The organism is Mycolicibacterium lacusdiani, assembly GCF_021916785.1.
GTDB classification, from domain to species: Bacteria; Actinomycetota; Actinomycetes; order Mycobacteriales; family Mycobacteriaceae; genus Mycobacterium; species Mycobacterium lacusdiani.
The window spans coordinates 1-19,831 of the sequence record NZ_JAKCFC010000014.1 but is presented as its reverse complement, the minus strand read 5'-3'; the positions used below and the strand labels follow the sequence as shown (position 1 = coordinate 19,831).

The window sequence follows — 19,831 nt, the reverse complement described above, 5'->3', positions numbered from 1 at the left end:
TTCCCGCCGCGGGCGCTTCAGCGGTCGGGCGGGGTGACGATCTGGATCACCCCGGCGGTGACGCCCGCAATGAAGAGGCGGCCGGTGGTGGCGTCGACCCCGAGTGTGTATGGATTCTGGACGGTCGTGATCCTGGCGACTTCGCGTGGCGTCGGCTGTGCCATGTCGTAGCCGACGACCTCGTTGGTTCCCGACGACGCCACCCACAGCCGGTCGCGGGTGGGGTCGTAGGCGATGCCGTAGGGCCCGCCGGGCTGCTCGACGCTCGCGAGTTCGCGCGGTGCGGTGTCGAACACCCGGATGGCGTCGCCGCGGGTGTCGGTGGCGACGAACCGGCCGTGCTTGTCGGCGACGAGGTGGGTGGGGCCGTCACCGGCTGGGGTCGACCCCCTGATGGTGAGGGCGTCGGCGTCGTACACGGTGAGGTCGTTCTTGCGGACGTCGAGCATGCCCATCAGTTCCCCGACGGGCGCCATGCCGGCGGGTTGCACGCTCTCGGTGAACACCTTGACGATCTCGTCGCCCCGCAGCACCGTGGTCGTGCCACCCAGTTCGTTGGCGACGAACAGCGTCCCGTTGGGCGTCTCGGACGCGTCGTGGGGCACGGTGCCGGTGATGATCTGAGGTTCTGCGGCGCCGCCGGGCAGGTCGACCCGGACCAGGGCGTTGGCGCTCTCCACCGGCACCAGGACCGGCCCGCCCGGACGCGCGAGCTGTAGGTGTCGGACGAATCCCGGCAGCGGCGTCCTGCCGGTGACCGCACCGGTGTCGGCGTTGATCAGCACCAGTTCGTTGGGGTCGCGCTTGGCGACGGCCACCGTTCGGGTCACCGCATCGACGACGACGCCCTCCGGGGCGGTGCCCACGGGCACCAGGCGTCCCGGCGGTGTGACGGTGGGCGCGGGGGCACGCTGGGGCTCGGCGGGTGGCGGCAGCTGATCCGACGGCGGGCGCGTGCCCTCGGTCGGAACGCCGGGCGGCAGCAGGCCCGTCGTGGTGGCCGGTGCGGCGGCCCCCTGGCTCGTCGATGGCGTCGGTGACGTGTCCTGCGACCCGCACGCCGCGACGAGCAGTGCGACGGCGGTGATGGCGAACGTTCGCATGCTGGCGGTCTACCCGCGAAACCGGCTAGTGGCTCGTGTGGCGAAGATCCGTCAAGAAGACGTCACGGGTAGCGAATTCTGTCGGTGACGCGGACGTAACGAGTTCGGCATCCAGCGTTCCTACGGTGGGCCGGTCGAGTCCGCGAATCGTGTGCGGGCACACGCAGCGATAGGAACCCCATGAGCGGAAACGCGGTGCGCCTGCAGGCCATCACCAACGTCGAGGCCTACGTGCCTCCGGCCATCAGCTTCGACCCGGCCGAGGCGCCCGGCGAGATCTGGGGCGCCAACGTGTTCACGCTGGCCGAGATGCGCCTGCGGTTGCCGAAGGCGGCGTACAAGTCCGTCGTCGCGACGATCGAGAAGGGCGCCAAGCTCGACCCCGCTATCGCCGACTCCGTCGCCTCGGTGATGAAGGACTGGGCGCTGTCCAAGGGTGCCACCCACTACGCGCACGTCTTCTATCCCATGACCGGCCTCACCGCGGAGAAGCACGACAGCTTCCTCGAGCCCGTCGGCGACGGCCAGACGCTGGCCGAGTTCGCGGGCAAGACGCTGATCCAGGGCGAGCCGGACGCGTCGAGCTTCCCGTCGGGTGGCCTGCGCAGCACGTTCGAGGCGCGCGGCTACACCGGCTGGGACGTCACCAGCCCCGCGTACATCCTGGAGAACCCGAACGGCAACACGCTGTGCATCCCGACGGTGTTCGTCTCGATGACCGGTGAGGCCCTGGATTACAAGACGCCGCTGCTGCGCAGCCAGCAGGCGATGGGCGCCCAAGCCGAACGCATCCTGAAGTTGTTCGGCCACGTCGACTTCGACCACATCGTGTCCTTCTGTGGCCCGGAGCAGGAGTACTTCCTGGTCGACCGGCACTTCTTCTTGTCGCGCCCCGACCTGATCAACGCGGGTCGCACGCTGTTCGGCGCCAAGCCGCCCAAGGGCCAGGAGTTCGACGACCACTACTTCGGCGCCATCCCCGACCGGGTACTGGGCTTCATGATGGACACCGAGCGCGAGCTGTTCAAACTCGGCATCCCGGCGAAGACCCGCCACAACGAGGTCGCGCCAGGGCAGTTCGAGATCGCCCCGATGTTCGAGCGGGCCAACATCGCCGCCGACCACCAGCAACTGCTGATGACGACGTTCAAGAACATCGCCAAGAAGCACGGCATGGAGTGTCTGTTCCACGAAAAGCCGTTCGCCGGCGTCAACGGGTCGGGCAAGCACGTCAACTTCTCGCTGGGCAACGCGCAATTCGGCAGCCTGCTGGTGCCCGGTGACACCCCGCACGAGAACGCGCAGTTCCTGGTGTTCTGCGCCGCGGTGATCCGGGCGGTGCACAAGTTCTCCGGGCTGCTGCGGGTCTCGGTGGCCTCGGCGACCAACGATCACCGCCTCGGTGCCAACGAGGCGCCGCCCGCGATCATCTCGATCTTCCTGGGCGATCAACTGGCCGACGTCTTCGAGCAGATCGCCAAGGGTGCGGCGACGTCGTCGAAGGGCAAGGGCACCATGATCATCGGCGTCGACACCCTGCCGGTGCTGCCGACCGATCCCGGCGACCGCAACCGCACCAGCCCGTTCGCGTTCACCGGCAACCGCTTCGAGTTCCGCGCGCCTGGCTCGGGCCAGACGATCAACGTGCCGATGATCATTTTGAACACGATCATGGCCGACTCGCTCGACTACATGGCGACGTGGCTGGAGAAGGCCGTCGGCGAGGGCGCGGACTTCGACGAGTCCGTGCAGAAGCTGTTGACCGAGATCATCACCGAGCACGGCGCGGTGGTGTTCAATGGCGACGGCTACTCCGACAACTGGCAGGTCGAAGCCGAGGCCCGCGGACTGCCGAACCTCAAGACGACGCTCGACGCGATCCCCGAACTCGGCAAGCCCGAGGCCATCGAGGTGTTCGAGAAGTACGGCGTCTTCAACGCGCGCGAGCTGCACAGCCGCGAAGAGGTGCGCTACGAGATGTACGCGCTGACAGTCGGAGTGGAGGCCAAGCTCACCCTCGAAATGGGGTCGACGGTCATCCTGCCTGCAGCCATCCGGTACCAGACCGAGTTGGCCCAGAACGTCGCGACGCTGAAGGCAGCCGGGATGGAACCCGACCTCACGATGCTCAAGACGGTGTCCGCGCCGATCGCCGACCTGACGGCCGCCTTGACGGCACTCAAGGCCGGGATGGACGCGCACGGCGGGGATTCGGCCGCCGAGGAGGCCGCGCACGCGCAGAGCCTGCTGGCGCTGATGGACGACGTCCGCTGGGCCGCCGACACGTTGGAGAACCTCGTCGCCGACGACCTCTGGCCCCTGCCGACCTACCAGGAGATGCTCTACATCCTCTAAACGCCCGTTTTCCCGCGAGCGTGCGTGTCTGCGGGCGACACGCCGTGCCCAGACCTGAGTCTGCGCACGCTCGCGGGGAGAGGCGCGTGAGTCTCCTCCCGGGGGAAGCCGCACCTGCCGGCTTTACAGCATCGCGCGAGCAGTATCCGCTGCGACCCGAAGCGCCTCCGGCACGGGTAGCGCACGGAAGTCGTCGGACAGGATCTCGACACCCCAGGGTCCGTCGAAGCCGTTGTCGCGCAGGACCTCGACGAGATTTCGCAGGTCGAAGACGCCCTGGCCGCACAGCAGGCGGTTGTGCACGGTGTCCTCGAACAGCGTGCCGACGACCTCGGCGGCCGCATCGTCGAGTTCGACGCCGAACACCATCCCCGGTTTCAGGGCGTCGCGCAGCTCGTCGAGCGATGTGCCCGCGCGGAACACGTGCCACGCGTCGACCAGCAGGCCCACGCCGGCATGGCCTGCGGCAGTGACGATGTCGACGCCCATCGGCACCGTGGCGATGCGCGAGAACGGCATGGTCTCGATCGCGATCCTGGTGCCGTGGTCGGCGGCCTCGTCGGCCAGTCGCCGCAGCGGCTCGACGAGCGTCTCTGGCCGGGAGGCCGGCGGGCCGAGTTCCGAGCCGATCTTGATGAAGGTTGGCGACAGGACGTCCGCCGCGTCGAACAGCAACTCGCGCACCTCGAACGAGTGGTCGGCGGCGCCGCGGGGGATCCACCACCTCTCGATGAGTTCGATCTCGACGTGTGTCAGCCCGGCGTCTTCGATCAGGTGCCGCAGATGACCGAATCCGATGGAGTCGCGAATGGCTCGAAGGTCGTCCTGGATGAGGCCCATGCCGACGTACCCCGCGTCGGCGATCGCGCGGATGCGCTCGGCGATCGGCACGGGGCTGATCGAAGGGACGTGCATCGGTGACGTATCGCCAGCGCTCGTCCATGTGGTCGCGACGAGTCGGGGTTCGTCATGCCACTCCTCAGCGCGAGCGTGCACGAACTCGGGTTTTGACCCGGCGTGTCGCCCGCAGACACGCACGCTCGCCGGAGAAACCTAGCCGCCGTGCTTGGCGACGTAGTCGGTCATCGTCTTGAGCTGGTAGCGCGAGACGTCGTGCGCGGTCTCGTCCTCGGCGAACACCGATGACACCATGACGGTGTCGGGGCGGTCGTAGAAGCCGAGTTCGCCCAGGCCGCCGAAGAACTCGTCCCAGTCGACGTCGCCGTCACCGATCTTGAGGTGCTGGTGCACGCGCACCGGATTGCCCGGCGGATTGGTGATGTAGCGCAGACCGTGACTGCGGTGATGGTCCATGGTGTCGGCGACGTGCACCAGCCGCAGCTTGTCGCCCGCGGCCCGCATGATGTCACCCATGGCACCACCCATGTGGAACGTGTGGCACGCGACGTAGACCATCCCGATGTTCGGCGAGTTCACCCCACGGATGATCCGCAGTGCCTCCATGCCGTCCTCGACGAAGTCGTCAGGGTGCGGGTCGATCCGCACGTCGATGCCCTCGCGCTCGAAGATCGGTACCAATTCCTCCATCGACCGGAAGAACGCCCGCTCGGACTCCTCGGCCTTCTCGGGCCTGCCGGAGAACTCGGTGTTGATGACGTTCACGCCGAGGTCGACGGTGATCTGCACGACCCGCTTCCAGTTTCGTACGGCCGCTTCCCGGGCATCCTCGTCGGGGCCGGACCAGCGCAGCACCGGCAGCACCGAGGCGATGCCGACGCCCGCATCGGCGCACGCCGTGCGGAACTTCGCGACCAGGGCGTCGTCCGCCCGGGGATGGTTGAAGAACGGGATGAAGTCCCGGTGCGGGGTGAGTTGCAGGTATTCATAGCCCAATTCCGCGACCAGAGCCGGGAGTTCGAGCAGCTCGTAGTCGTGGTGGAAGGGTGTCGGATCGAGTGCGATCTTCACGTCACGCGCCCGCGATCGTCGCGCGGTCCACCATCGCCACCTCGACGGGTAGCCCGCTGTCGAGCGACTCGACGCCGGCCTCGCACACCGCGGCGGCGGCGTAGCCGTCCCACGCGCTCGGTCCGTCGGTGAAGTCGCCGGTCGCCGACCCACGGTGGACCGCGTCGACCCAGCGCTGGAACTCGGTGTCGTAGGCCTGGCCGAAGCGCTCGCGGAAGCCCGGCGTGATCTGGCCGCCGCGCGTGCCGTCGCCGCGAGTGCGCACCAGGCCGACGTCGAGTCCGATCATGGCGCTGCCCTTCTCGGCCACGACCTCGGTGCGCACCTCGTAGGCGACGCCAGTGGTGACGAAGAGTTCCACGTCGACGTGCCTGCCCGACGCGGTCCGCATGATGGCGATCTGCGGATCGGCCAGGCCCTCGGGCGCACCGGGACTGGCGGCCGGCTTCACGATCTGGATGGAGGTGATCTCCTCGTCGAACAGGAACCGGGTGACGTCGACCTCGTGCACCAGCGAGTCCCTGACGATCATCGCGCTGTCGAAGTACGGCGGCACCGCCGGATTGCGGTGCGCGCAGTGCAGCACGAGGGCCCGCCCCAGCTCGCCCGAGTCCAGCAGCGCCTTCAGCCGCGCGTACTCGTGGTCGAACCGGCGCATGAAGCCGACCTGGATCAGGCGCCTGCCCAACTCTGCCTCGCGCTTCACCACCTCGAGCGACGTGGCGACGTCCGTCGTCAGCGGCTTCTCGCACAGCACGGGCTTGCCGTGTTCGAGGCAGGCGAGCAGCTGCTTCTCGTGCGTCGGTCCGGGAGTGGCGAGCACGACGGCGTCGACGTCGGGGTCGGCGATCGCGTCCAGCGGGTCGGTGATCGCGCGGCATCCGTCGATGCCGGCGGCGATCTGTTCGGCCTTCTCGGTCACGAAGTCGTTCACCACGGCGACTCGGGCGCCGGAGATCTTGGTGGTCAGGCGGGCGACGTGATCGGCGCCCATGACGCCGACGCCGAGGACGGCCACACGCAAGTCAGACATGTCCATGATCCTTGTCAGTTGAAGCGGACGGAGGGAACGCCGCACGACCCGAGGTACTTCTGGGTGCGCTGGGCGATGGGCAGGGGGGCGTCGGCCTCGCAGGGATACATGTCCTGCTCCACGATGGCGAACACGTCGATGCCGAGCTTCTCGATCTCGGCCAGCAGCGGCGGCATGTCCGGAATGCCAAGCGGCGGTTCGATCATGGCGCCGAGCTTGACGGCCTCGCCGAACGGCAGGTCTTCGGCTTCGACCTTGGCGCGCACCTCGGGGTCGACCTGCTTGAGGTGCAGGTAGCCGATCCGTTCGGGAGCTCGGCGGATGATCGCGATGTTGTCGCCACCGCAGTAGCTGATGTGGCCGGTGTCCAGGCACAGGTTGACGAACTCGCCGTCGGTGCCGTCGAGGAAGCGGTAGACGTGCTCCTCGGTGTCGACGTGGCTGTCCGCATGGGGGTGGTATTGCGCACGGACGCCGTACTTCTCGTACATCGCCCTGCCGAGTTCGTTCATGCCGGTGGTCTTCTGGTGCCATTGCTCGGCCGTGAGGTTGCGGTCCTCCAGCACGGCGCCGGTCGACGGGTCGCGCCACATCTCGGGGATGACGACGACGTGCTTGCCGCCGACCGCCGCCGTCAGCCTCGCGACGTCCTCGATCTGGTTCCACACCGAGTTCCATGCGTCGTCCCCACGGGACACGGATTGGTGCAGGTGCTCGAAGACCGTGCCTGCCGACAGCTTGAGCCCCCGCGCAGCCAGCTCGTCTGCGAGCTGCTTCGGGTCGGTGGGCAGGTAGCCGAACGGACCCAGTTCGATCCACTCGTAGCCGGATTCGGCCACCTCGTCGAGGAACCGGGTGTACGGCGTCTGCTGCGGGTCATCGGGGAACCACACTCCCCAGGAGTCGGGGGCAGATCCGACGAGTATGCGCGACATGGTGTTTGGTATCTCTCTGCGATCAGGACGGGCGGATGTGGGGCCGCTGGATGGTCTTCCAGTCGGCGTATCTCTGGTATGCGGTGCGGGTGGACTCGAGCTGCGACACCTGGCTGACCGGAACGTCCCACCAGGACTCGCTGTCCGGGGCGAAGATCAGTGGATCGGTCTCGACGTGGATCACGGTGGTGCGGTCGTTGGCCTTGGCCACCTTGACGGCGTCGCCGAACTCCGCCGCGGTAGCGACCTTGATGACGTCGGCGCCGAGGCTGGCAGCGTTGGCGGCGAGGTCGACGGGCAACTTGTCGCCGTCGAGCCTGCCGTCGCCGCTGCGATAGCGGTAGGCGGTGCCGAACCGCTGCGACCCCAGCGACTCGGAAAGCCCACCGATGGAAGCGAACCCGTGGTTCTGCACCAGGACGACGATGACTTTGATGCCCTCCTGCACGGCCGTCACCAGCTCGGTGGCCATCATCAGGTAGGACCCGTCGCCGACCATGACGAACACGTCGCGGGACTCGTCGGCCATCCGCACGCCGAGTCCGCCTGCCACCTCGTAGCCCATGCAGGAGTAGCCGTATTCGACGTGGTAGCCCTTGGGATCCCTGGTGCGCCAGAGCTTGTGCAGGTCCCCGGGCATCGAACCCGCGGCGCAGACCACGACGTCGCGCGGGTCGCTCAGCGTGTTGGCCAGTCCGATCACCTGGTTCTGGTTGAGCGCCACCCCTTCTTCCACGGCGTAGGCGGCGGACACGGTGTCGTCCCACTCCATGGCCAGTGCGGCGGTGCGGTCGCGGTAGTCGGCGTCCACCGAGTAGTCGCCAAGGGCCTCGCGCAGGGCGTCGATCGCCTCGCGGGCATCGGCGACGACGCTGATGCCGCCCTGTTTCACCGAGTCCAGCGATGCCACGTTGACGTTGACGAACCTGACGTCCGGGTTGGTGAAGGCCGTGCGGGATGCGGACGTGAAGTCGCTGTAGCGGGTGCCGATCCCGATGACGACGTCGGCGTCGGTGGCCAGCGCGTTGGCAGCGGTGGTGCCGGTGGATCCGATGGCGCCCATGCACTGCGGATGGTCGTAGCGCAGTGCGCCCTTGCCCGCCTGGCTCATCCCGACGGGTATGCCGGTCTGCTCGCAGAGCGCCGCGAGTGCCTCGGTGGCACCGGAGTAGACGACGCCGCCGCCGGCCACGATCAGCGGCGTGCGGGCGGAGCGGATCGCGTCGGCTGCGTGCGCGATCACCGAACGCTCCGGCAGCGGCCGTGCCACGTGCCAGGTGCGTTCGGCGAACAGCGATTCCGGCCAGTCGTGCGCCTCGGCCTGGACGTCCTGTGGGATTGCGACGGTGGCGGCACCGGTCTCGACGGGGTCGGTCAGCACCCGCATGGCGCCGAGCAGTGCGGCGGGCAGCTGCTCGGGCCGCCACACCCGGTCGAAGTAGCGCGACAGCGGCTTGAACGCGTCGTTGACCGTGACGTCACCGCTGGACGGGAGTTCGAGTTCCTGCAGCACGGGGGAACTCGCGCGGGTGGCGAACGTGTCGGCAGGCAGCAGCAGCACGGGCAACCGGTTGATGGTGGCGAGTGCGGCGCCGGTGAGCATGTTCGTGGCGCCGGGACCGACGCTCGCGGTGACCGCCCACGCCTGCAGTCGGTCCTTCTGCCGCGCGTAGGCGACGGCGCTGTGCACCATGGCCTGTTCGTTGCGCCCCAGCACGTAGGGGAGCAGCGGCTCGGTCCCTGCGTCGAGGGCGGTGACCTCGTCCTCGAGGAGCGCTTGGCCGAGCCCAGCGACGTTGCCGTGGCCGAAGATGCCGAAGCAGCCCGCGAAGAACTTGGTCCGCTCGCCGTCGCGCTCGACGTACTGCTTGCCGAGGAAGCGAATGCAGGCCTGTGCGACCGTGAGTCGGACCGTCGGCTCGCCGTCGGGCGTCTTCTCGGCGCGCTTCGGTGCAGTGGAGACCATGGGTCAGGCTCCTGTCTCGTGGAGGGGTAGGCGGGGGTCTATCGGCTGGTCGTCCCAGGTGCCGCGGAGCCAGGCGTGCTCCGGGTCGTCGACGATCTTCCATGCGCGTTCGTCGCCGGGTCCGGCCATGACGTTGAGGTAGTACATGTGGTAGCCGGGCGCGGCGACCGACGGCCCGTGATAACCGTGGGGAACCAGCACGACGTCGCCGGTGCGCACCTCTTCGAGGACCTCGATCGGACGCTCCGGGGTGCCGTACACCCGGTGATAGCCGAAGCCTCGGGAATCTCCCGGTCCTGGGGCGATCTCGAAGTAGTAGATCTCCTCGAGTTCGCTCTGGGTCGGCGTGTTCTCGTCGTGCTTGTGCGCCGGGTAGCTCGACCAGTTCCCGCCCGGCGTGATCACCTCGCAGGCGATCAGCGAGTCGGCCTCGAAGACGCCTGCGGTGCCGAAGTTGTGCACCTGCCTGCTGCAGTGTCCGGTGCCGCGCAACTCGACCGAGACGTCGGCGGCTGCGACCCGCCGGTTCGGGAACGCACGCTTGGCGCGGGCGCCGCAGATCGCGAAGCGACCCGTGCCGTTGATCGCGTAGGACTGGTCGATGCCGAGGTACACCATGTCCGCCGGACCGTCGAACACCGATGCCCGTGGCGACAACTCGAAGGTCTCAGCAGCGCATTCGACGGTGCCGCCGCCGGCCAGCGGCAGGATCATGACCTCGGTCCCGCCGGTCGCCATTTCCAGTGTTGTCCCGTCGACCAATTCGACGACCTGCAGGCTGGACTCGGTCCAGCCGGCCGACTCTGGCGTGACGTCGACGGCCAACGGCGGTTCGGCGCTACGCGCGGGGATGTAGAGATCGCTGTGCATGTCAACGTCCCCCGTCGCTTCGCTCGCCCATGGTCAGCGCACCATCGCGACGGCGGTGGCGACGGCGGCCGACACGTCGTCGTTGGACGGGTAGAGCAGGGTGCGGCCGACGATGAGCCCGCGCACCGACGGCAGCCCGAGCGCCTTCTCCCAGCTGGCGAACGCCTCGTCTGCGTCGGTGGGATCGCCGCCCAGCAGCAGCGTCGGCATGGTCGTCGCCTCCATGACGCGGTCCATCTCGTCGACGACCGGCAGCTTCATCCACGTGTACGCCGATGTCGAGCCGAGCCCCTGGCCGATGTGGATGGACTTGATCACGGCGTCGGGGGAGAGGTCGTTGCGGACCTTGCCGTTCACCCGGCCCGACATGAACGGTTCCACCATCGCGATGAGGCCGTGTGCGGCGAGTTCGTCGATCGCCTGCGCGCACGCCGTCATCGTATTGACCGTGCCCGGGTCGTCGACGTCGATGCGGCACAGCATCTTTCCGCCGTTCATCCGCGCCGCGGCGGTGGAGGCGGGAGTGGCAGCCGTCATGCGGTCGTCGAGTTCGAACACCGATCCGGCCAGCCCGCCGCGGTTGAACGACGAGAACACCACCTTGTCCTCCAGAGCCCCGAGCAGTACGAGGTCGTCGAGGATGTCCGAGGTCGCCAGCACGCCGTCCACACCCGGATCGGCGAGCGCGGCGCGCAGCCGATCCAGCAGATCGACACGATTGTTCATGGCGGTCGGCCGTGCGCCGACCGCCAGTGCGCCGCGGGCGGGGTGGTCGGCGGCGACGATCATCAACCGGCCGTCACCGCGAACGGTCGGCCGGGTGCTACGGGCCTGCCACGCCTTGGCGACGGCGCCGGGGTCGGCGGCGCGCGCCTCGGTGACCGCGGCGTAGTCCGCGCATACGGGGCGGGCAACGGGAGTGCGCGTCACGTCAGACATTGACGGCCTCCACGGCAGTCTGCTCGGCGAGTGCGGCGACCTCGGCGGTGGTCGGCATCGCCGTCGAGCACTCCAGCCGGGTCGCCACGATGGCGCCGGCCGCATTGGCGTAGCGCAACGTCTTCTCCAGTGGCCATCCGCGCAACAGTCCGTGAATCAGGCTGCCCCCGAACGCGTCTCCCGCACCGAGACCGTTGACGACGTCGACGTCGTTCGGCGCGACGGTGACCGAGCTGTGCCGCGTCTTGCCGAGCACCCCGCGGGGGCCCTGCTTGACGATGGCCAGTTCGACGCCGAGATCGAGCAGGGCCTCGGCGGCCTTGCGCGGGTTCGACTCACCGACGGCGATCTCGCACTCCTCGCGATTGCCGACGGCGACGGTGACCTGACCCAGCGCCTGCTGAACCTGTTCGGTGGCGGCGGAGGGCGTCGCCCAGAACATCGGGCGGTAGTCGAGATCGAGCACCGTCAGCGGACGCCGTTCGCGGGCAGCCCAGGCTGCGAAGTGCGCACTGCGACTCGGCTCCTCCGAGAGCCCGGTCACGGTCGACCAGTAGAGCCGCGCGTTGCGGATCGCGTCGAGGTCGAGTTCGTCGGGGCGGATCTGCAGGTCCGGTGCGGACGGCTTGCGGTAGAAGTACAGCGGGAAGTGATCGGGCGGGAAGATCTCGCAGAACGTGACGGGCGTGGGGTATTCGCCGTGCACGGTGACGAAGCGGTCGTCGACGCCCAGCCGGTTCAGCTCGGCGCGCACGTAGCGGCCGAACGGGTCCGACCCGACGCCGGAGATCAACGCGGTGTCGTTGCCGAGCCGGGCTGCGGCGACGGCGACGTTGGCCGCGCTGCCGCCGAGGAACTTGCCGAAGGTCTCGACGTCCTCCAGTCCGACCCCCGTCTGCAGGGGATAGACGTCGACGCCGCTACGCCCGATGGCGACGACGTCGAACGGTTCCGTGCTGGTCAATTTGGCTCCCAGGATGGTGGGCGATGGTTGCTTACGACTGTGCCTCGCGTCACTCCGCGATGTCAATAGTTTGTCCTGACATTCTGACTTGCGATCATGTCAGTGCTATCGTGCAGCTACCCTTCTGGTCAAGGCCCAAGATCGGAGCAGACGTGCCCATTGCGGTTGATATCGACAGGTCCAGCCCGGTTCCGCTGTACCACCAACTGGCACAGGCGATCGAGGCCGCGATCCGTGATGGCGAACTGGCTCCCGGTGACCGCTTCGAGAACGAACTCGCGTTGGCCAGCCGGCTCGCGCTGTCGCGGCCCACGACGCGGCGCGCGATCCAGGAACTCGTCGACAAGGGTCTGCTGGTCCGCAAGCGCGGCGTCGGAACGCAGGTGGTGCAGAACCCCGTCCACCGTCGCGTCGAGTTGACGAGCCTCTTCGACGACCTCGCCCGTGCGGGTCAGCAGCCCACCACCGACCTGCTCGACTATCGCCGCATCACCGTCGACGAGGAGATCGCCGTCGAGCTGAACCTGACGGTCGACTCGGAGGTCGTGACGATTCAGCGCCTCCGCTGCGCCAACGGCGAACCGCTGGCGGTGATGACGAACTACCTTCCCGCGGAACTGGCGCCGGGCCCCGAGGAACTCGAAGCCAGCGGGCTCTATCAGGCGCTGCGTGCCCGCGGCATACACATCCGGCTGGCGCGCCAGCGGATCGGCGCCAAGCCTGCGACCAAGCCGGAGGCGAAACTGCTCGGCGAGAAGCCCGGTGCGCCGCTGCTGACCATGAGCCGCACGGCATTCGACGACTCCGGTCGTGCGGTCGAGTTCGGTAGTCACTGCTATCGCGCTTCCCGCTACTACTTCGAGACCACGCTGGTCGATCGCTGACCCGCGGAGCTGGCCGGCGGGGCGGTCGTGCCGCGCACGATCAGGGTGGGATCGAGCACGACGTGCTCGTCGGCGGGGTCGCCTTCGAGCATCCGGATCGCGATCCGCACCGCATGACGCGCGATCCCCGGTGCGTCCTGATGCACGGTGGTCAGGTCGATCCTCGGGTTGTCGGAGAGGCGGCTGTCGTCGTAGCCGATCAGGGATAGATCCCCCGGAACGTCGACGCCCGCCCGGGTGAACACGTCGAGCAGGCCGAGGGCGCATCGGTCGTTGCCTGCGAGCACTGCGGTCGGCAGCTCGGGTTGCTCGAGCATGGTCCGCGCGGCCGCAGCGCCCGCGAACTCGTTGTGCGCACCGGGAATCACCCGGGCGTGCGCCGCGAGGTCTTGCCGTCGCATCGCCGCCAGGTAGGCCCGCCGGCGGTCGGCGGATCCAGGGTCGGACCCGCCGTCGACGTGATGGATGTCGCGGTGGCCGAGTCCCACGAGGTACTCGACCGCCTGCCGCATGCCCTTGGCGTCGTCTGTGCGCACGGTCGCGGGACGTGCTCCCGCGGAACGACCCGACAGCCTGCGTCCGACCACGACGACGGGCACCCGTTCGGCGAGGGAGCGCAGATACCCGGTCTCCGCCGTCGGGCCGAGCAGGATGAGCCCGCCGCAGCGGTGGCTCAGCAGCGCTTCCACCGCGACCGCCTCGTCGCGGTCCGGCAGGTTCGCCGACAGCAGTACCTCGTAGCCCAATTCCTCGGCTGCCGGGTAGATCCCGGTGACGAGTTCGGCTTCGAAGAGTTCCCGAACGTCCATCAGGACTCCCAGCGTGCGGCTGCGCCCACGCGCCAGCAGACGTGCGGCGGAGTCGGGGCGGTAGCCCAGTTCGGCGGCGACGGCGAGTACGCGCTGCCTGGTGTCCTTACTCGCCCCTGGTTTGCCATCGAGGATGAACGAGACCAGGGTCCGCGAGACACCCGCCTTGGCGGCGACGTCGGCCATGGTGGGGCGCCGAGCGTTTCCCGCAGGTGCGGGCATGGTCCCCATGTGAATCTCCCTCGGTTGTGACGGTTGACACAGCGGGCCGTCGCACCCATATTAGACCTAACGCGCGCAACTAACGCGCTTTAGTTTGAATCGATCGAAAAGGTGTCCCGCAACGGGACGCGGCGTCCATACCGCGCGGCCGGCATGCTCGTGATCACGGCTGTCACTGTGCTGCAACCCATTTGATACTTCGTCCACCTCAAGGAGCCATCGCCATGTCGACGTCGAGCACCACGGACCCAGCGTCCGGACGCTTCCTCACCAAACTGACCGTGATCGCCACCCTCGGCGGCCTGCTGTTCGGTTACGACACCGGCGTGATCTCCGGTGCACTGCTCTACATGAAGGACGACCTCGCCCTCAGTGCCTTCGGGGAGGCGACGGTCGTCAGTTCCCTGCTCTTCCCGGGAGCCGCCTTCGGCGCCCTGTTCGGCGGACGGGTGGCCGACCGGATCGGACGCAAGCGCAGCCTGCTGGTGTGCGCGGGCCTCTTCCTGGTCGGCGCACTCGGTTGCGCGCTCGCCCCGAACGTCGAACTGATGGTGGCGGCGCGAATAGTGCTCGGTCTCGGAGTCGGAGCGGCCGCCGTGACCTGCCCGCTCTACCTCGCGGAGATGGCGCCCGCCGAGCGCCGCGGCCGCATGGTGACCATCAACGAATTGATGATCGTCACCGGCCAGATGCTGGCCTTCGCGACGAATGCCCTGCTGGACCACTTCATTCAGGATCCACACGTGTGGCGGATGATGCTCGCAGTGGCCGTGGTGCCCGCCATCGCGCTCTTCGTCGGCATGTTCGCCCTGCCGGACTCGCCGCGCTGGTACGGCCTTCAGGGCCGGATGACCGAAGCGCGCAACGTGCTGGGGCTCAGTCGCACACCTGCCGATGCCGATGCGGAGTACGCGCTCATCGTCGAGCACACCAGCCACATGCTGAAGACCAAGAAGACCCCGCTCAGCGTCATCCGCGACGTGCCGTGGATCCGACGGGTAGTGGTGATCGGTTGCGGTCTGGCGATCGTGCAGCAAGCCACCGGCATCAACACGGTCAACTACTACGCACCGACGATCCTCGAGGAGAGTGGGCTCGGGGTCAGTGCATCCCTGGTGGCGACCATCGCCGTCGGGGTGACCTCGGTGGTAACCACCATCATCGGCATCGTCCTGCTGGGGTTCGTCGGCCGACGCACGATGCTCCTGATCGGGTTCGCGGGGGTCGCCGGCTCCCAACTGGCGCTGTCGCTGGTATTCCTCATGGCGGAATCGACCACCCGCAGCTACGTCATCCTGGCCTGCATGATCCTCTTCGTCGGCTTCGTGCAGATGTTCATCGGCACGTGCGTGTGGTTGCTGCTGTCAGAGATCTTTCCGCTCAGCATCCGCGGATTCGCCATGGGGATTGCGGTTTTCGTGCTCTGGTGCACCAACGCCATCATCTCGTTCGCCTTTCCGGTGCTCAACTCGGCGCTCGGGTCCACCGGCACGTTCCTGCTGTTCGTCGTGGTGAACCTCGGTTCGTGGGTCTTCGTGCACCGGTTCGTCCCGGAGACGAAGGGAACGTCACTCGAGGAACTCGAAGAGCGATTCGAAGCCCAGGATGGCCGGGGAATGGCGCAGATGACCCCCGCCTAGACTCGCGGGCGACGCCGTCTGACCGGCCAATACGCGTGCCGGCGGCCTGTCCCGGCATTTGACCTGCAGTCCGAATGTCCTAACAAAGTCTTGACTTTCCGGTGTGAGCCGTATTACATCACCGGTGAGGCGTGTCGCAGCGCACGGTCCCATCGGATCGACGAAGCGGCCCGGCGGGTGTCGAGACAAGGAGACAGACAATGGCGTTGAAGCGGCTTGCGGCGATCGTGGGAGCGGGCGTACTGGCGGTGAGCATCGTGTCGTGTTCGTCGACCGGTGGAAAACCGGAGGCGTCCGGCGACGGCGGAGGCGGCGGAACCGTCGACACCCCGCGCATGACGATCGCGATGATCACGCACGAAGTTCCCGGCGACTCGTTCTGGGACCTCGTCCGCAAGGGCGCCGAGACCGCGGCGAAGAAGGACAACGTCGAACTGCGCTACTCGAATGACCCCGAGGCGCCCAACCAGGCCAACCTGGTGCAGAGTGCCATCGACAGCGACGTCAAGGGCATCGCCGTGACGCTGGCGAAGCCCGACGCCATGCAGGCCGCAGTGAAGGCGGCAGAGGCCAAGGGCATCCCGGTCGTGGCCTTCAACGCCGGCATGGACGCCTGGAAGGGGATGGGCGTCAAGGAGTACTTCGGCCAGGACGGATTCATCGCCGGGCAAGGCGTCGGTGACCGACTCCGCGGCGAGGGCGCCACCAAGGCGCTGTGCATCATCCAGGAGCAGGGCCACGTCGACCTCGAAGCCCGTTGCGCAGGCGTGAAGTCCACATTCCCGGCCACCGAGATCCTCAACGTCAACGGCAAGGACATGCCGTCGGTGGAGTCCACGATCACCGCCAAGCTGCAGCAGGACGCCGGCATCGACTACATCGTGGCGCTCGGTGCGCCGTTCGCGCTGACCGCGGTGCAGTCCGCCAAGGGCGTCGGCAGCGATGCCAAGGTGGGCACGTTCGACACCAACGCCGCATTGGTCGACGCGATAAAGGCAGGCGACGTGCAGTGGGCCGTCGACCAGCAGCCGTTCCTGCAGGGCTACCTCGCCATCGATTCGCTGTGGCTGTACCTGAGCAACGGCAACGTGATCGGCGGCGGTCAGCCCACGCTGACCGGACCCGCGTTCATCGACCAGTCGAACATCGATGCGGTGGCCGAATACGCCAAGAACGGAACACGGTGACGGGAACGTGCGCACCGGTTATACGACGCTGACCACGACTGGCGGAGAGGCAAGGCCATGACAACTCAGGCAGATCTGGACATGGGAGATCGCAAGGTCGTCCACGACGAACGGGTCAAGGAGCGCAATCGACTGCAGCGCTTCCTGATCCGCCCCGAGATGGGCGCTGGCATCGGCGCCATCGGCATCTTCGTCTTCTTCTTGGTCGTCGCAGCACCGTTCCGCGAGGCGTCCTCGCTGGCGACCGTGCTCTACGCAAGTTCGACCATCGGGATCATGGCGTGCGGCGTCGCGCTGTTGATGATCGGCGGCGAGTTCGACCTGTCGGCGGGCGTGGCGGTGACGTTCAGCTCGCTGGCGGCGTCGATGCTGGCCTTCAACCTGCACCTCAATCTGTGGGTGGGGGCGGCGCTCTCGCTCGTCCTGGCACTGAGCGTCGGCTTCCTCAACGGCTACCTGGTGATGAAGACCAAGATCCCCAGCTTCCTGATCACGCTGAGTTCCTTCTTCATGCTGGCCGGCATCAACTTGGCGGTCACGAAACTGGTTGCCGGACAGGTCGCCACGCAAAGCGTGAGCGACATGCAGGGCTGGGCATCGGGCCAGTGGGTGTTCGCCCACGCCTTCACGGTCTTCGGCGTGCAGGTCAAGATCACCGTGCTGTGGTGGCTGCTCTTCACCGCGGTGGCGACGTGGGTGCTGTTCAAGACCAAGATCGGCAACTGGATCTTCGCGGTGGGTGGCGACGCCGACAGCGCACGCGCAGTGGGCGTCCCGGTGACGAAGGTCAAGATCGGGCTGTTCATGTTCGTCGGCTTCTGCGCCTGGTTCGTCGGCATGCACCTGTTGTTCAACTTCAACACCGTGCAATCCGGCCAGGGCATCGGCAACGAGTTCTTCTACATCATCGCCGCGGTCATCGGCGGCTGCCTGCTCACAGGTGGCTATGGAACGGCGATCGGTGCCGCCATCGGCGCGTTCATCTTCGGCATGACCAACCAGGGAATCGTTTACGCCGGTTGGGATCCCGACTGGTTCAAGTTCTTCCTTGGCGCGATGCTGCTCTTCGCGGTGATCGCCAACAATGCCTTCCGCAACTACGCAGCGAAGAGGTGACCCGATGACTGCAACGGTCGAAACCCAGCCGAGCGAGGCCCCGTCCGGTGGCAAGGTGCCGCTCGTCGAACTCAAGAACGTCGGCAAGTCCTACGGCAACATCACCGCCCTCAAGGACATCTGTCTGCGCGTCCACGCGGGCGAGGTCACCGGAATCCTCGGCGACAACGGCGCGGGAAAGTCTACGCTCATCAAGATCATCTCGGGCCTACATCAGCAGACCGACGGTGAACTCCTCGTCGACGGCGAGCCGATGACGTTCGGTTCTCCGGCCGACGCGCTGAGCAAGGGCATCGCCACGGTGTACCAGAACCTGGCCGTCGTCCCCCTGATGCCGGTGTGGCGCAACTTCTTCCTTGGCCAGGAGCTGCGCAAGAAGTCGTTCCCGTTCTCCCTCGACGCGAACGCGATGCGGGCCACCACGCTGACCGAATTGTCGAAGATGGGCATCGATCTGCCCGACGTCGACGTCCCGATCGGATCGCTGTCGGGCGGGCAGAAGCAGTGCGTCGCGATCTCCCGTGCCGTGTTCTTCGGTGCCCGCGTCCTGATCCTCGACGAGCCGACGGCCGCCTTGGGCGTCAAGCAGTCCGGAGTGGTGCTGAAGTACATCACCGCGGCCAAGGAGGCAGGCTTCGGCGTCGTGTTCATCACGCACAACCCGCACCACGCGCACATGGTCGGTGACCACTTCGTCCTGCTCAATCGCGGCCAGCAGAAGCTGGATTGCAGCTATGACGAGATCACGCTCGAGCACCTGACCCAGCAGATGGCGGGCGGCGACGAGTTGGAGGCGCTGTCGCACGAACTGGGCCGCAAGTAGCTCACCCCGTCGCTCTACGCCCCGCCGACCGATTGGTCGGCGGGGCCTGCGGGTATGTGGGGAGCATGACCTCGAGCACCCCGAAGACAGAAGACGCCGGCCCGCGCACCGTGAGCCGCAGCGTGCAGGTCGCCGCGCCCGTCGCCGACGTGTTCGCACTGATCGTCGACCCGCACCGGCACCCCGAGATCGACGGGTCGGGCACCGTGCGCGACGTCGACGTGAAGGGCCCGCACCGGCTGCACCAGGGTGACGCGTTCACGGTGGGCATGACGCAGTACGGGGTGCCCTACAAGATCAAGTCGAGGGCGACGGCAGTCGAGGAGAATCGCCTCGTCGAGTGGCAGCACCCGCTCGGCCATCGCTGGCGCTGGGAACTGACGGAGGTCAGCCCGGGCACCACGAAGGTCACGGAGACCTTCGACTACTCGACCGCCAAGGCACCGTTCTTCATCGAGCTGACCGGGTTCCACAAGAAGAACGCCGAGGGCATCGAGTCGACGCTGACGGCGCTCGCCGAGCGGTTCGCCTAGGCTCTTGCGGACCCGCATGCCGAGTATTGTGCGGCGTTGTCGATGTCGCGGCTCAGCGTGCGTCCTTTGATGTTTGCACGTCGTCCTGAGCCGCACCCCGGACGGGCTCGACCGTCTACCAGCCACGCGATGGCGCGGTTGTCCGTACTCATCAGGCGGATCAGCACACTGCACACCGCAGAATGCATCCGCGTCCGGCTATCCGGGCATCCCGATCTGTGCGCTGTTGCGGGGCGGTCCCTGCACGGATCCGAACAGTGCCTGCTTGAGTGCATCCGAGTTCAGCAGGACGCCCTGATTTCCGTACTTCCAGGGGTTGGCGCCGATGTCGGTGACCAGGAAGGGCGGCCGCTTGCCGTTCGGGACCGCGGGCAGCATCTGGTCCTTGCAGGACGAGCCGCTCTTTGCTGCCACGATCGGGAGATCGTCGGGGTAGCGGTACCGTTCCACGCCCAAGTTGAAGCTGGCGTTGATGACCACACCGGGTTGATACGCGGGCGGCGCCTTGACGAACGGGGCCAGG

17 protein-coding genes and 1 pseudogene are annotated in these 19,831 nt (G+C 67.4%); 7 read left to right on the top strand and 11 right to left on the bottom strand.

What is annotated here, in order from left to right; genetic code table 11:
- Positions 1-17: 17 nt before the first annotated feature.
- Positions 18-1,103 (bottom strand): YncE family protein, encoded by a 1,086-nt coding sequence (locus LOK44_RS28125; RefSeq protein ID WP_237573379.1) that lies wholly within the window; start codon positions 1,101-1,103, stop codon positions 18-20.
- A gap of 180 nt (positions 1,104-1,283) precedes the next feature.
- Here LOK44_RS28125 and LOK44_RS28120 point away from each other — a divergent pair, with 180 nt between their 5' ends.
- Complete coding sequence (locus LOK44_RS28120; protein WP_237573378.1) at positions 1,284-3,458, top strand: glutamine synthetase III family protein; 2,175 nt, start codon at positions 1,284-1,286, stop codon at positions 3,456-3,458.
- Between the two features lie 123 nt (positions 3,459-3,581).
- Here LOK44_RS28120 and LOK44_RS28115 read toward each other — a convergent pair whose 3' ends face one another.
- From LOK44_RS28115 to iolC, 8 genes are all read right to left on the bottom strand, one after another.
- Positions 3,582-4,373 carry a sugar phosphate isomerase/epimerase family protein gene (locus LOK44_RS28115; RefSeq protein WP_237573377.1) on the bottom strand — a complete coding sequence of 264 codons (792 nt, stop codon included), beginning with the start codon at positions 4,371-4,373 and terminating at the stop codon, positions 3,582-3,584.
- A gap of 138 nt (positions 4,374-4,511) precedes the next feature.
- The gene (locus LOK44_RS28110; RefSeq protein ID WP_237573376.1) at positions 4,512-5,387 is read right to left on the bottom strand and encodes a sugar phosphate isomerase/epimerase family protein; all 876 of its coding nucleotides are present in this window, start codon (positions 5,385-5,387) and stop codon (positions 4,512-4,514) included.
- A 1-nt stretch (position 5,388) separates the two neighbouring features.
- Positions 5,389-6,429, bottom strand: coding sequence for a Gfo/Idh/MocA family protein (locus tag LOK44_RS28105; protein ID WP_237573485.1), 1,041 nt, complete (start codon positions 6,427-6,429; stop codon positions 5,389-5,391).
- Between the two features lie 5 nt (positions 6,430-6,434).
- Complete coding sequence (locus LOK44_RS28100; protein WP_237573375.1) at positions 6,435-7,355, bottom strand: sugar phosphate isomerase/epimerase family protein; 921 nt, start codon at positions 7,353-7,355, stop codon at positions 6,435-6,437.
- A 22-nt stretch (positions 7,356-7,377) separates the two neighbouring features.
- Entirely contained in the window at positions 7,378-9,321 is a 1,944-nt protein-coding gene (iolD, locus tag LOK44_RS28095; RefSeq protein WP_237573374.1) for a 3D-(3,5/4)-trihydroxycyclohexane-1,2-dione acylhydrolase (decyclizing), read from the bottom strand.
- 3 nt (positions 9,322-9,324) lie between these two features.
- Entirely contained in the window at positions 9,325-10,191 is an 867-nt protein-coding gene (gene iolB / locus LOK44_RS28090; RefSeq protein ID WP_237573373.1) for a 5-deoxy-glucuronate isomerase, read from the bottom strand.
- A 33-nt stretch (positions 10,192-10,224) separates the two neighbouring features.
- Positions 10,225-11,130, bottom strand: a complete 906-nt coding sequence (locus LOK44_RS28085; protein WP_237573372.1) for a Cgl0159 family (beta/alpha)8-fold protein — start codon at positions 11,128-11,130, stop codon at positions 10,225-10,227.
- Positions 11,123-12,094 carry a 5-dehydro-2-deoxygluconokinase gene (gene iolC / locus LOK44_RS28080; RefSeq protein ID WP_237573371.1) on the bottom strand — a complete coding sequence of 324 codons (972 nt, stop codon included), beginning with the start codon at positions 12,092-12,094 and terminating at the stop codon, positions 11,123-11,125. Before iolC ends, LOK44_RS28085 begins: the two co-directional genes overlap by 8 nt.
- Before the next feature lie 152 nt (positions 12,095-12,246).
- Between iolC and LOK44_RS28075 the strand changes: the two genes are divergently transcribed.
- Positions 12,247-12,978, top strand: a complete 732-nt coding sequence (locus tag LOK44_RS28075) for a GntR family transcriptional regulator (RefSeq protein WP_237573370.1) — start codon at positions 12,247-12,249, stop codon at positions 12,976-12,978.
- On the opposite strand, the gene LOK44_RS28070 is transcribed toward LOK44_RS28075, so the two are convergent.
- Positions 12,948-14,009 (bottom strand): LacI family DNA-binding transcriptional regulator, encoded by a 1,062-nt coding sequence (locus LOK44_RS28070; protein ID WP_237573484.1) that lies wholly within the window; start codon positions 14,007-14,009, stop codon positions 12,948-12,950. The two genes, LOK44_RS28075 and LOK44_RS28070, sit on opposite strands and share 31 nt — an antisense overlap.
- A gap of 224 nt (positions 14,010-14,233) precedes the next feature.
- Here LOK44_RS28070 and LOK44_RS28065 point away from each other — a divergent pair, with 224 nt between their 5' ends.
- The 5 genes from LOK44_RS28065 to LOK44_RS28045 all read left to right on the top strand — a co-directional run bounded on the left by LOK44_RS28065 (position 14,234) and on the right by LOK44_RS28045 (position 19,308).
- Positions 14,234-15,649 (top strand): sugar porter family MFS transporter, encoded by a 1,416-nt coding sequence (locus tag LOK44_RS28065; protein ID WP_237573369.1) that lies wholly within the window; start codon positions 14,234-14,236, stop codon positions 15,647-15,649.
- Positions 15,650-15,849: 200 nt separating this feature from the next.
- Positions 15,850-16,836, top strand: a complete 987-nt coding sequence (locus LOK44_RS28060) for a substrate-binding domain-containing protein (RefSeq protein ID WP_237573368.1) — start codon at positions 15,850-15,852, stop codon at positions 16,834-16,836.
- 57 nt (positions 16,837-16,893) lie between these two features.
- Entirely contained in the window at positions 16,894-17,952 is a 1,059-nt protein-coding gene (locus LOK44_RS28055) for an ABC transporter permease (RefSeq protein WP_237573367.1), read from the top strand.
- A gap of 4 nt (positions 17,953-17,956) precedes the next feature.
- A complete protein-coding gene (locus tag LOK44_RS28050) occupies positions 17,957-18,775 on the top strand; it encodes an ATP-binding cassette domain-containing protein (RefSeq protein WP_237573366.1) in 819 nt (272 codons plus the stop codon).
- A 65-nt stretch (positions 18,776-18,840) separates the two neighbouring features.
- A complete protein-coding gene (locus LOK44_RS28045; protein ID WP_237573365.1) occupies positions 18,841-19,308 on the top strand; it encodes an SRPBCC family protein in 468 nt (155 codons plus the stop codon).
- 198 nt (positions 19,309-19,506) lie between these two features.
- Here the strand turns inward: LOK44_RS28045 and LOK44_RS28040 are convergent.
- Positions 19,507-19,831 (bottom strand): annotated as a pseudogene (locus LOK44_RS28040) (MCE family protein); the annotation flags it as partial.